General features: G+C 65.4%; 12 protein-coding genes. 3 read left to right on the top strand and 9 right to left on the bottom strand.

Annotation, left to right across the window (positions count from 1 at the left end):
- Positions 1 to 2: 2 nt before the first annotated feature.
- From ACFQX9_RS17680 to ACFQX9_RS17665, 4 genes are read right to left on the bottom strand one after another with little or no spacing between them, the layout of a single operon-like run.
- Positions 3 to 1,289, bottom strand: coding sequence for an NAD(P)/FAD-dependent oxidoreductase (locus ACFQX9_RS17680; RefSeq protein ID WP_377789847.1), 1,287 nt, complete (start codon positions 1,287 to 1,289; stop codon positions 3 to 5).
- A gap of 12 nt (positions 1,290 to 1,301) precedes the next feature.
- Positions 1,302 to 2,033: an amino acid ABC transporter ATP-binding protein gene (locus ACFQX9_RS17675; protein ID WP_377789846.1), complete on the bottom strand. Its 732-nt coding sequence runs from the start codon at positions 2,031 to 2,033 to the stop codon at positions 1,302 to 1,304.
- Complete coding sequence (locus ACFQX9_RS17670; protein WP_018455693.1) at positions 2,030 to 2,683, bottom strand: amino acid ABC transporter permease; 654 nt, start codon at positions 2,681 to 2,683, stop codon at positions 2,030 to 2,032. Before ACFQX9_RS17670 ends, ACFQX9_RS17675 begins: the two co-directional genes overlap by 4 nt.
- Before the next feature lie 30 nt (positions 2,684 to 2,713).
- Complete coding sequence (locus ACFQX9_RS17665) at positions 2,714 to 3,472, bottom strand: ABC transporter substrate-binding protein (RefSeq protein WP_018455694.1); 759 nt, start codon at positions 3,470 to 3,472, stop codon at positions 2,714 to 2,716.
- 180 nt (positions 3,473 to 3,652) lie between these two features.
- Here ACFQX9_RS17665 and ACFQX9_RS17660 point away from each other — a divergent pair, with 180 nt between their 5' ends.
- Positions 3,653 to 4,309: a helix-turn-helix domain-containing protein gene (locus tag ACFQX9_RS17660; protein WP_018455696.1), complete on the top strand. Its 657-nt coding sequence runs from the start codon at positions 3,653 to 3,655 to the stop codon at positions 4,307 to 4,309.
- A gap of 106 nt (positions 4,310 to 4,415) precedes the next feature.
- Here the strand turns inward: ACFQX9_RS17660 and ACFQX9_RS17655 are convergent, their stop codons facing one another.
- Positions 4,416 to 5,681 carry a D-amino acid dehydrogenase gene (locus ACFQX9_RS17655; RefSeq protein ID WP_018455697.1) on the bottom strand — a complete coding sequence of 422 codons (1,266 nt, stop codon included), beginning with the start codon at positions 5,679 to 5,681 and terminating at the stop codon, positions 4,416 to 4,418.
- A 70-nt stretch (positions 5,682 to 5,751) separates the two neighbouring features.
- Positions 5,752 to 7,080, bottom strand: a complete 1,329-nt coding sequence (locus ACFQX9_RS17650; protein ID WP_085350327.1) for an aspartate aminotransferase family protein — start codon at positions 7,078 to 7,080, stop codon at positions 5,752 to 5,754.
- A gap of 149 nt (positions 7,081 to 7,229) precedes the next feature.
- On the opposite strand from ACFQX9_RS17650, the gene ACFQX9_RS17645 reads away from it, so the two are divergent.
- Together ACFQX9_RS17645 and ACFQX9_RS17640 are read left to right on the top strand one after the other, a co-directional pair.
- Positions 7,230 to 7,778 (top strand): cupin domain-containing protein, encoded by a 549-nt coding sequence (locus ACFQX9_RS17645; RefSeq protein ID WP_007600574.1) that lies wholly within the window; start codon positions 7,230 to 7,232, stop codon positions 7,776 to 7,778.
- A gap of 140 nt (positions 7,779 to 7,918) precedes the next feature.
- Positions 7,919 to 8,071, top strand: coding sequence for a hypothetical protein (locus tag ACFQX9_RS17640; protein ID WP_018455699.1), 153 nt, complete (start codon positions 7,919 to 7,921; stop codon positions 8,069 to 8,071).
- A 42-nt stretch (positions 8,072 to 8,113) separates the two neighbouring features.
- Here ACFQX9_RS17640 and ACFQX9_RS17635 read toward each other — a convergent pair whose 3' ends face one another.
- The 3 genes from ACFQX9_RS17635 to ACFQX9_RS17625 are packed head-to-tail and all read right to left on the bottom strand — an operon-like array spanning position 8,114 to position 11,911.
- On the bottom strand, positions 8,114 to 10,369 hold the full coding sequence (locus tag ACFQX9_RS17635; RefSeq protein WP_018455700.1) for a xanthine dehydrogenase family protein molybdopterin-binding subunit: 2,256 nt from the start codon (positions 10,367 to 10,369) through the stop codon (positions 8,114 to 8,116).
- Positions 10,362 to 11,417, bottom strand: coding sequence for a xanthine dehydrogenase family protein subunit M (locus ACFQX9_RS17630; RefSeq protein ID WP_247294681.1), 1,056 nt, complete (start codon positions 11,415 to 11,417; stop codon positions 10,362 to 10,364). The genes ACFQX9_RS17635 and ACFQX9_RS17630 overlap by 8 nt, the downstream gene beginning before the upstream one ends.
- Positions 11,414 to 11,911 carry a (2Fe-2S)-binding protein gene (locus ACFQX9_RS17625; protein ID WP_247410369.1) on the bottom strand — a complete coding sequence of 166 codons (498 nt, stop codon included), beginning with the start codon at positions 11,909 to 11,911 and terminating at the stop codon, positions 11,414 to 11,416. The genes ACFQX9_RS17630 and ACFQX9_RS17625 overlap by 4 nt, the downstream gene beginning before the upstream one ends.
- Between the last annotated feature and the right edge of the window lie 224 nt (positions 11,912 to 12,135).

The raw sequence follows: 12,135 nt of genomic DNA, 5'->3' as shown, positions 1-12,135 counted from the left end.
GCCTAGATCCCCAACCGGTCGCGCAGGCGACCAGCGATCACTGCCGTCGTCACGCCGACCGGCCAGAAGGCATGCATCGGGATCGGCTTGATGCCGGTGACGGGCATGTCGAGCTCGGCCTTGGCGCCGCCGATCAGACGCCTCGCGAGCTGCGCGCCCATCGCGGTCGAGAGCGCGACGCCGCGACCGTTGCAGCCGAGCGAGATCAGGATGTTGTCCGCGGGCTCGTGCACATGCGGGTAATGATCCGCGGTGATGGCAAGCCGGCTGTTCCAGCCATGGGTCCAGGCCACGCCCTTGAGCTGCGGCCATAGCCGTTCGGCGTATCGCATGAGATAGGCGACGTCGCGCGGCGAACTGATCCAGCGCATCGGGCCGCGGCCCCCCATCAAGAGGCGGTTCTGCTGATCGATGCGGTAATAGACGGTGATGTGGCCGCTCTCGTAAAGGATGGGACGCGTCGGCATGATCGAACGGGCCACGTCGTCAGAGAGCGGGGCCGTGGCCGCGATCGAGGAAAACACCGGCACGATGGTGCGGCGAAGCGCCGGCCAGAGATCGTCGGTAAAACCGTTGGTCGCGAGCAGCACCTTGTCGGCATGCACCACCGCGCGCGGCGTCTCGATGCGCCAGCGGCTGCCCTCGCGACGGAGTGATAGTGCGGGTGTTTCGCCATACACCTTCGCGCCCGCGGAGATCGCGGCGCGCGCGAGGCCGCGGGCATAGCTGAGCGGATGCAGATCGCCGCCGCGGATATCGAGCATGGCGCCGATGTAGCGATCCGTGCCCGTCATCTCGCGCAATTGCTCGCGATTGAGGTACGACACCGGCATGCCACGGGCGATGCACTGCTGTGCGGTTGTCTCGATCGCGGCGGCGCTGGCCTCGTTATAGGCCGCGCGCAGCGTGCCGTTCTGCCGTGCTTCGCACGGGATCTGGTAGCGGCGGATCAAATCGTGGGTGAAGTTCGTCGTGCCGTAGGAGAACGCGACCATGCGGCGGCCGAGCTCAGCGCCGAAATCCGCCTCGATCTGATCGGGATCGTGCTTCAGTCCGGGATTGGTGTGACCGCCATTATTGCCGGATGCGCCCCAGCCCGGCTCCTGCGCCTCCAGCACCAGTGCCTCGACACCCTGCTCCGCCAGATGCAACGCGGTGGACAGGCCGGTGTAGCCACCGCCGATAATGGCGACCGAGACCGTCTTGTCGGTTTCGAGCGGCGGCGTGGCCACCGGCGCAACGGCGGTGTCGGCATAGAGAGACGGCGGCAGAGGCAGGCGCGTGGTCATGGCGAAGACCGGTCAGAGCGGATGCAGCACGCGGCGCAAAAAGTCCTGCGTGCGCGGATGCTGGGGTTGATTGAGCAGCGACTTGGCCGGCCCCTGCTCGACGATGACGCCGCCGTCGATGAACAGCACGCGGTCGGCGACGTCGCGGGCAAAGCCCATCTCATGGGTGACGACGACCATGGTCATGCCGTCGTCGGCGAGCTTGCGCATCACGCCGAGAACGTCGCCGACCAATTCAGGATCGAGCGCCGAGGTCGGTTCGTCGAACAGGATGGCCTTGGGCTGCATCGCCAGCGCCCGTGCGATCGCGACGCGCTGCTGCTGGCCGCCGGAGAGCTGGGGCGGATGCTCGTTGGCTTTCTCGGCAAGGCCCACCTGGGCGAGCAGCGCGCGGCCACGCTCGAATGCGGCAGCGCGTGGCTCCTGCTTCACATAGAGCGGACCTTCAACCACGTTCTCCAGCACCGTCCGGTGCGGAAACAGATTGAAGCGCTGGAACACCATCGAGACCTGGGTGCGGACTTTCACGATCGACGGCGCGTCGCGGTCGACCTTCAATCCCTCGACGCTGATCTCGCCGCGGTCGTAGCTTTCGAGACCGTTGATACAGCGCAAGATGGTGGACTTGCCGGAGCCGGAGGGGCCGACGATGCAGATCACCTCGCCCTTCTGGACGGACGCCGTGATGCCCTTGAGCACCTCGTTCGCACCGAAGCTCTTGTGGACGTCGGTCAACTCGATCATTTCTTGCCGGCCCGCTTCTCGAAGTGACGGACCAGCAGGATCAGCGGAATGCTCATGGTGAGATACATCAGCGCGACAAGCGTGAACACGTTGGTGTTCTTGAAGGTCGAGGACGCGATCAGCTTGCCCTGAAGGGCGAGCTCGGCGACCGTGATGGTCGAGGCCTGCGAAGAGTCCTTCAGCATCATGATCATGACGTTGCCGTAGGGCGGCAGCACGATCCGCACCGCCTGCGGCAGCACGACCCGGCGCATGGTCAGCCACCAGCCCATGCCGATCGATTGCGCCGCCTCGATCTGCCCTTTGTCGATGGCCTCGATGCCGGCGCGGAAATTCTCCGCCTGATAGGCCGAGTAGGCGATGCCGAGCCCGAGGATCGCGGCCTGCAACGCGGACAGGGTAACGCCGAGATCGGGCATCACGAAATAGAGGTAGAACAACAGCACGATGATCGGAATGCCGCGGATCACGTTGATCAGGCTGGCGCTGAGCAGCGACAGGACGCGGATGCCGGAGACCCGCATCATCGCCCAGACGAGGCCAAGAACCGTCGAAAGCAGCAGCGAGCCGATGGTGACGACGATCGTCAGCGCGACGCCGCTCATCAGGATCGGGAAGAATTCGGCCGCGTCGTGCCAGAAGCCTTTCATCGATCAGCTTTCATCGATGGCCTCTGCCGATCAACCCTGTGCCTTCAGACCCCATTTATCGAGGATCTTGTCGATGGTGCCGTTGGCCTTCAGCTTGGCGAGCGAAGCGTTGATCTTGCCGAGCAGCGCGGCCTCGCCCTTGCGCACGCCGATGCCCACCGAACCGACGGTGACGGGCTTGTAGCCATCGACCAGGCGCACCTCGGGGAAGCCGCCCTGCTTCAGATTGTAGGCGAGGATCGGATAGTCGGCGTAACCGGCCTTGAGGCGGCCGGTGTTCACGTCGCGCAGGATGTCGGGGATGGTGTCGTAGGCCTTGACATCGGCGAACAGGCCGGACTTCTTCAGCGCGTCGACGAAGGCGGTGCCGACCTGAGCGCCGACCGTCTCGCCCTTCAGATCGTCCTGGGTGGCGTAGGCCTTGGTGTCGCTCTTGGGGACCACGAGGCCTTCGCCATAGGTGTAGATCGGGTCGGAGAAGTCGACGACCTCCTTGCGCGGCGCTGTGATGAACATCGCGGCCGCGATGATGTCGATCTTGCTTGATGTCAGCGACGGGATCAGGGCCGAGAACTGCATCGGCTCGATCTGCACGTTGAAGCCGGCATCCTTGCCCACTTCAGTGACGAGATCGACCATGATGCCCTGGATGCTATTGGTCTTGGTGTCGAGGAAGGTGAAGGGAATGCCTGTCGGCGTCGAGCCGACCTTCAGCACTTGCTGCGCCGAGGCCGGCGCTGCTGCGGCAATCGCGAGTGCCGCGAGCGCGGCCAGACCAAAACGCTTCATCGCATCCCCCTTGGGCCCGACCGATGGCGGCGCTCGCAAACCTCGTCATCGCAGACGTTGCGAGCAAAGCCGTTTCGGCCTATTTTCACCAATATGAAAATTTGGTCACACTTCTGCGGCCGATGCAAGTGGTTTTCATGCACATGAAGGAAGCGGTTTGACGTGAGCGGTGGCAAGAGAATGCACAGGCCGGCCGCCGCAAAGCCGGTGAAGAAGGTGAAGGTGAAAGCCTCCGCCCGGGCTATCGCCAAAGCGGCCGAGCCGGCGATGGATGTTGCGGTCGGCCGCCGCATCCGCGATCTCAGGCGCATCAGGCAATTCTCGCTCGAGACGGTTGCCTCGCGCACGGAGCTGTCGATCGGTTTCCTCAGCCAGATCGAGCGCGGACTGTCGTCGCCGTCGCTGCGCGTGCTGGCCACGCTCGCCGACGTGCTCGGCGTCGGCATCGCCGCGCTGTTCGGCGCGAGCCCGAACGCCGACGGTGCACCAGATCAGGTGGTCACGCGCGGACTGCAGCGGCCCGAGCTGAAGCTCTGGCGCACCGGCGTGTCCAAGCAGTTGCTGAGCCCCGCCAGCCCCGACAACCGGCTCAACCTGTTCCTGGTGCATCTGGAGCCGGGCGGCTCCACCGGTGACGAGCTCTACACCCATGACGGCGAGGAAGCCGGCCTCGTTCTCGAAGGCGAGATGATGCTGACGGTGGACAGCGAGACGTGGTCGCTGAAGACGGGCGACAGTTTTCGGTTTGCAAGCCGTCGGCCCCACCGGTTTTCAAATCCAGCCAATGACGCGAAGGCGGTGGTGCTGTGGGTGAATTGCGTGACGGGGACGGCGTAGCGCAGCCGTCATTGCCAGCGAAGCGAAGCAATCCACATTCTCACCGCAGAGACACTCTGGATTGCTTCGTCGCGAGAGCTCCTCGCAATGACGGGAGGATAGAGTCTTAGCCAAACCGGTACTTGTACCGGTCCACTGTCAGCGCACTCACATCAATGTCCGGCTTTTTGCCTGACAGCATGTCGGCGAGCACGCGGCCGGAGCCGCAGGACATGGTCCAGCCTAGCGTGCCATGGCCGGTGTTGAGGTGAAGGTTGGCGTATTGCGTCGGGCCGATCACGGGCGGGCCGTCCGGCGTCATCGGGCGCAGGCCGCTCCAGAACGTCGCCTTGGAGAGATCGCCGCCTCGCGGGAACAGATCGGTCAGCGAGTGATCGAGCGTGGCGCGCCGCGCACCATAGAGCTGGCTCGAGAAGCCGGAGATTTCGGCGGTGCCGCCGACGCGGATGCGATTGCCGAGGCGCGTGATGGCGACTTTATAGCTCTCGTCCATCACCGTCGATTCCGGCGCGCCGGAAGCGTCCTTGATCGGTACCGTGATCGAATAACCCTTCACGGGATAGACCGGCAGCGAAATATCGAGCGGCGCGACCAGCCGCGACGACCAGCTTCCGAGCGCGAGCACGTAAGCGTCTGCCTGCAACATCCCAGCGCTGGTCGCGACGCCGCTGACGCGCGCCCCCTCGGTGACGATGCGGTCGATGCCGGTATTGAACATGAAGCGCACGCCGAGCGCTTCGGCATGCTTGGCCAGTGCCTGCGTGAACATGTGGCAGTCGCCGGTCTCGTCCTGCGGCAAGCGTAGTCCGCCCGCGACCTTCTCTTTCACGCCCGCCAGAGCCGGCTCGGCCGCGATGCAGCCCTCGCGGCTCAACACCTCGAACGGCACGCCGTATTGCTTGAGCACGGCGATGTCCTCACCGGTGCCGTCGAGCTGGGCCTGGTAGCGAAACAGCTGCAGCGTGCCCTGCGAGCGCTCGTCATACTGGATGCCGATGTCGCGGCGCAGGTCGCGCAGGCAATCGCGGCTGTATTCCGCGATCGGAATCATCCGGCTCTTGTTGATCGCGTAGCGTTCGCTGGTGCAGTTGCGCAGCATCTTGAGCAGCCAGACCCACATCCCGGGATCGAGCTTCGGCCGGATCACCAGCGGGCCGTGCTTCATCAGCAGCCATTTGACCGCCTTCACCGGCACGCCGGGACCGGCCCAGGGCGAGGAATAGCCGGGCGACACTTCGCCGGCATTGGCAAAGGAGGTCTCGAGCGCCGGTTCGGGCTGACGGTCGACGACCGTCACCTCATGGCCGGCACGCGCGAGGTAGTAGGCAGAGGTGACACCGATGACACCGCTGCCGAGGATCAGAACTTTCACGCTTGGTCAAACTCCTGCGGCATCACGCTCGCCGCTGCAAGAGGGAACTCCGCAACGGCGAGAGCAATTATCAGGCCACCCGCTTGATGGCATCGCCGAGGATCGACACGATATCGTCGATGTGGCTCTTCTCGACGATGAGCGGAGGCGACAGCGCAAAGCTATCGCCGCTCATGCGGAAGTACAGCCCGCGATTGAAGCAGTCGACCATGACGTCGTAGCCACGCACGCCGACCGTACCGTCACGCGGCGACAACTCGACCGCGCCCATCAGGCCGCAATTGCGGATATCGACGACGTTAGGCAGGCCCTTCAGCGAATGCAGCGCGTCGCGCCAATATTCGGAGATCGAAGCACCGCGCGTCAGCAGGCCTTCATCCTTGTAGATGTCGAGCGTCGCGATGCCCGCGGCGCAGGCGACCGGGTGCGCCGAATAGGTGTAGCCGTGGAACAGCTCCATCGCGTTCTCCGGGCCGACCATCAGGCCGTCGTGAACCTTGCGGCTCGCAAACACGGCGCCGCAGGGAACGGTGCCGTTAGTGATGCCCTTGGCCGTCGTCATCATGTCAGGCGTGACGCCGAAGAAGTTGGCGGCGAACGGCGTGCCGAGGCGGCCGAAGCCGGTGATGACCTCGTCGAAGATCAGGAGAATACCGTGCTTATCGCAGATGTCGCGCAGGCGCTGGAGATAGCCCTTCGGCGGCGGCAACACCGCGGTCGATCCGGGCACTGGCTCGACGATGACGGCGGCGATGGTCTCGGCGCCATGCAGGGCCACCAACCGCTCGAGATCATCGGCGAGCTCGGCGCCATGCTCGGGCTGATCCTTGGCGAAGGCGTTGCGGGTGAGATCGTGGGTGTGGCGGATGTGGTCGACGCCCGGCAGCAGGGTCGCGAAGGCGCGGCGGTTGGCGACCATGCCGCCGACCGAGGTGCCGCCGAAGCCGACGCCGTGATAGCCGCGCTCGCGGCCGATCAAACGGGTGCGGCTCGCCTGGCCGTTGGCGCGGTGATAGGCGAGCGCGATCTTCAGCGCGGTGTCGACCGACTCGGAGCCGGAATTGGTGAAGAAGATGCGATCGAGGCCCTTCGGCGCGATCTCGGCCAGACGCTCGGCGAAGTCGAATGCCAGCGGATGGCCCATCTGGAACGACGGTGCGAAATCCAGCGTCATCAGCTGGCGCTCGACGGCGGCGGCGATCTGCTTGCGGCCGTGGCCGGCATTGACGCACCAGAGGCCGGCGGAGGCGTCGATCACCTTGCGGCCGTCGACGGTGGTGTAGTGCATGCCCTCGGCCGAGGAGAACAGGCGCGGCGCCTTCTTGAATTGCCGGTTGGCCGTGAACGGCATCCAGAACGAGTCGGTCTTGATGGTGTTCGGAATCTGATGAAGGGTCACGGGCCACGCTCCTTTGCTGACCTGCTACCAGAGGCACGGCTTGAAAAGCGCAACAAGTCCTTTTCTGAGAGGCTGCAAGCCATTGATTTGACTGGGGCTGCCGGTCCATATTTGCGCGATCCGCAACACCTGCAACACGGGACAGGGACATGAGCGTCGATATCGGTGGACGGCTGCGATTCATCCGGGCGCGCCAGAAGCTGTCGCAGCGCGAACTCGCCAAGCGCGCCGGCGTCACCAATTCGACGATCTCGCTGATCGAATCCAACCAGATGAACCCGTCGGTCGGCGCCCTCAAGCGCATCCTCGACGGCATTCCGATGGGGCTCGCCGAATTCTTCGCGCTGGAGCCGGAGAGCCGGCGCAAGATATTTTACCGCGGCGAAGAGCTGACCGAGGTCGGCAAGAAGCCGATCTCCTATCGGCAGATCGGCGACAATCTGTTCGGTCGCAGCCTGCAGATCCTGAAGGAGCGCTACGAGCCCGGCAGCGACACCGGGCGCGTTCACCTCGTCCATGACGGGGAGGAAGGCGGCATCGTGATCTCGGGAAAGCTCGAAGTCACCGTCGAGGACGAGCGCCGCATCCTCAATCCGGGCGATGCCTATTACTTCGAGAGCCGGCGTCCGCATCGCTTCCGCTGCGTCGGCGGCAAGCCGTGCGAGGTGATCTCGGCCTGCACACCGCCGACATTTTAAAGTTATCCGCGATCCTACGGAGCCACCGGTATCTTACGGAGCTTGAGCCATCTCAATTTCCGCAGCCTGATCCTCTATATATTTCGAGCCATAGCCAAGCAGCCTCCGCTTTCCGGAGCCGCTTCGTAACAGGGCTCGCTATGAAGATCACGCTCGCAAATGCAGAGGCCGCACTCGATGAAGTGCAGCGCGACAACGACAAGCTCCATTCGGAGGAGCTGCGCAAGGCCATCGCGAACTACATCGAGTCGCAGCGAGAAGCGCTCAAGGCTCTTCGCAAGAAGCTGCACTAGCAGGCGGAGAGCGAGACAGCCTCGCCGGCCCGCGGCCTCAGGCTACGTCAGCAACTCCTCGATCCGGATCGGAAAACGGCGGACACGCACCCCAGTCGCATGCCACACCGCGTTGGCGACCGCGCCCGCACTGCCGGTGATGCCGATCTCGCCGACACCCTTGATACCGAGCGCGTTCACGTGCGGGTCGTGCTCATCGACCGTGATCACGTCGAGCGGCGGCACGTCGGCATTCACCGGGATATGGTACTCGCCGAGATTGGCGTTCATGATCCGGCCCGTGCGGCGGTCGGTGATGGCTTCCTCGTGCAACGCAAAGGACAGGCCCCAGATCATGCCACCGAACAGCTGGCTCTGCACCATACGCGGGTTGACGATGCGTCCCGCGGCGAAAGCGCCGACCATGCGGGTGACGCGGACCTGGCCGAGCTCGGGATCGACCTTCACCTCCGCGAACACCGCGCCGTGGGCGTGCATCGCATACTCCTCCATCGCCGCCGGATTCGGCGCGCCCGTGCCGCGCGCCTCGAGCTCGGCGACGCCGGCGCGCGCGAGAATCTCGGAATAGCTTTCGCCGCGGCTCTCGTCGTCGCGCCGGATCAACCTGCCATCGCGCGCGATCACGCCGGCATTGCCGGCGCCAAACAGCGGCGAGCGCTCATCGTTGGTGGCGAGATCGGCGAGTTTTGCAATCACGGCCGCGCCTGCGCTGTGGATCGCGGCACCCGCGGTTGCCGTGTGTGCCGAGCCGCCGGCGATGCCGGCATCGGGCAGGTCGGATGAACCCGCCTTGAACTCGACGCGGTCGATATCAAGCCCCAGTTCGTCGGCCGCAATCTGCGCCAGCGCCGTCCAGGCGCCCTGCCCCATGTCATGCGCGCCGATTTCCATGGCGCCGGAGCCGTCGCGGCGAAGCACTGCGCGTGCCTCGGCCTGGAACATCAGCGCCGGGAACGTCGCGGTGCCCATGCCCCAGCCGACCAGAAGGCCATCGTCGTCGCGCATCTGCCGCGGCTGGAGCGATCGCTTCGCCCAGCCGAAGCGCGCCGCTCCCTGCTCGTAGCAGGCGCGCAATGCCTTGGACGAGAACGGCTTGCCGGTGATGGGCTCGACCTCGGCATAGTTCTTCAGACGAAAGGCGAGCGGATCGATGCCGCAAGCCCACGCCATCTCGTCGATCGCGCTCTCTAGCGCGATCGAGCCGGTGGCCTCGCCCGGCGCGCGCATGAACAACGGCGTGCCAGTGTTGACGCGCACGGCATCATGCGAGGTGCGGATTGCGGGCGCCGCATAGAGCGTGTGCGAGGCATCAGCCGCGGGTTCGTAGAAATCGTCGAACGTGCTCGACACGGTCCTCGCATGGTGATCGAGCGCGGTCAGGCGCCCCTCGCCATCTGTGCCGATGCGCAGCCGCTGCCGCGTCGGCGCGCGATGGCCGACCGGGCCGTACATCTGCTCACGGCGCAGCACCAGCTTGACCGGTTTGCCGACGAGCTTTGCCGCCATGATGCCGAGCACCGGAGGGCCGGCCATGAGCCCCTTCGAGCCGAAGCCGCCGCCGAGGAACGGGCTGCGGATGTGGATCTTGTCGTGCGCGATGCCGAATAATTCGGCAACGCGCGCCAGCGACAGCATGAGACCCTGGGTCGGCATGTCGATCTGCAGACTGTCGCCGTCCCAGGCAGCCACGATCGCATGCGGCTCCATCGCATTGTGATATTGCGGCGGCGTCTCGTAGATCGCGTCGATCCGCTTGTCGGCGGAGGCAAGCCCCGCCTCGACATCGCCGCGGTGATTTTCCGTGGGGTTGCCGACACCGACGACCGGCGGCACGAAGCTTTCACCCGCATCGAGGCCGATGAGCGCGGGCAGCGTCTCGTAGCGCGGCGCCAGCAGCGCCGCGCCTTCGGTCGCAGCCTCCAGCGTCTCGGCGATCACGACGGCGATCGGCTGGTTGGCGTAGCGGACCTCATTGCTCTGCAACACCTCCATCCGGAACACGAAGGGATTGGTCTTGATCTCGGGATCGATCGCGAGCCCAGGCTTGTGGTCTGGCGTCATGACATCGACGACGCCGGGGTGGCGCTTGGCGGCGCTGACGTCGAGCGAAGTCACGCGGCCGTGCGCGATGCTGGAAACGGCCATCACTGCAAACAGCATACCGGGCGGATGATTGTCAGCGGCGTAGGTCGCCTGGCCTTTGACCTTAAGCACGCCGTCGCGGCGGGTCAGCGGCTGGCCGATGTTCGAGCCGTGGCGCAGATGAGCGGGCGCGCTGGTGAGATTAACCTCAGGCATGAATGGCTCCGGACGTCGAGGCAAAGGGAGAGGCCGGCAGCGCGGGGATGCGCGCAGGCGTACCGGCAGCGGCGAGGCTCAGCGCGCGCACGACGATGCGGCGCGCGAGCTCGATCTTGAAGGCGTTGTCGCCGGACGGTTTTGCGTCGGCGAGCGCGCGCGAGGCGGCTTCCTGGAAAGCGTGCACCGTGGGCGCGACGTTCCTGAGCATGTCCTCCGCAGCGCGGGCGCGCCAGGGCTTTGCGGCGACGCCGCCGAGCGCAAGCCGCGCCTCCGCGATCTTGCCGTTCTCGATCCGCAGCGCAGCCGCAGCCGAGACGACGGCGAACGCGTAGGACGTTCTATCGCGGACCTTGAGATAGCGCGCATGAGCGGCAAAGCCGCGCGCCGCGGGCGGCAGACGCACCGCGACGATGAGATCCCCCGGTTCGAGCGCCGATTCACGCTCAGGCGTATCGCCGGGCAGGCGATGCAGTTCGTCGAGCGCGATCTCGCGCCGCCCGTTCCTGCCTTCGATCTCGACGATGGCGTCGAGCGCGACCAGCGGCACGCAGAAATCGGACGGATGCGTGGCGATGCAGTTTTCGCTCCAGCCGAGCACGGCGTGGGTGCGGTTCTCGCCGTCGCGGGCGTCGCAGCCGCTGCCGGCCTCGCGCTTGTTGCAGCGGCTTGCGGTGTCGTAGAAATACGCGCAGCGCGTCCGCTGCAGCAGATTGCCGCCGACGGTCGCGGCATTGCGCAGTTGCGCCGATGCGCCGGAGAGCAGCGCTTCGGCGACGGCCGGATAGGCCTTGGCAAAGTCTGCGTCATGCGCAAGATCGGCGTTGCTCACCAGTGCGCCGATGCGGATACCACCGTCGGCGAGGCGCTCGACCCGATCGAGTCCGTCGAGATGGGTAACGTCGACCAGACGATCCGGACGGCTGACGCCGCCCTTCATCAGATCGAGCAGATTGGTGCCGGCGGCGAGATAGACCGCGCCCGGCTGCGTCGCGGCCGCGACGGCTTCGGCGACCGTGGCCGGCCTGACGTAATCAAATTGCTTCATGCGGAGCGCCTCTGATTGGATTCGTCCATGCCGGCCTGCGCGTCGAGCACGGCATCGACGATACCGGCATAGGCGCCGCAGCGGCACAGATTGCCGCTCATGCATTCGCGAATGCGCTCGGGATCGTTGCCGGCCTGCGCCTCGCTCATCATGCCGATCGCGCTCATGATCTGGCCGGGCGTGCAGAAGCCGCACTGAAATCCATCATGGGCGATGAAGGCAGCCTGCACGGGGTGAAGCTGGTCGCCGCGCGCGATGCCTTCGATTGTGAGGACGTCGGCGCCGTCATGACTGATCGCGAGCGCGAGGCAGGAGTTGATGCGCTTGCCGTCGACGAGAATGGTGCAGGCGCCGCATTGGCCGCGGTCGCATCCCTTCTTGGTTCCGGTCAGATGGAGGCGCTCACGCAGGAGATCGAGCAGCGTGACGCGCGGATCGTCGAGGACGAAGTCGCGCCGCGCACCGTTCACGGTGAGGCTGATGGAGTGGTTCATACAAGGCTCCGATCAGATATGGACATGAGTCGTCGCGCAGCGCGCCACCGCCGTGGCCGCCGTCGACATGCGCCCCCCGAACATCATCCGGGGCAACGACTTCAGCGAAGATACGGAGGCAGCCTCCGCTTAACAAGGGCCGGCGGGAAATATTTGGAATTCGTCAAAAGCCCGTGCGCATCAACGCGATGCAGCCCCGTAAGGGTTCAATCTAACCAATTCGT

This window comes from Bradyrhizobium sp. GCM10028915, from assembly GCF_042666195.1.
GTDB classification, from domain to species: domain Bacteria; phylum Pseudomonadota; class Alphaproteobacteria; order Rhizobiales; family Xanthobacteraceae; genus Bradyrhizobium; species Bradyrhizobium canariense_D.
Note: the sequence above shows the minus strand (reverse complement) of the source record. Positions and strands in the feature narration are given on the sequence as shown.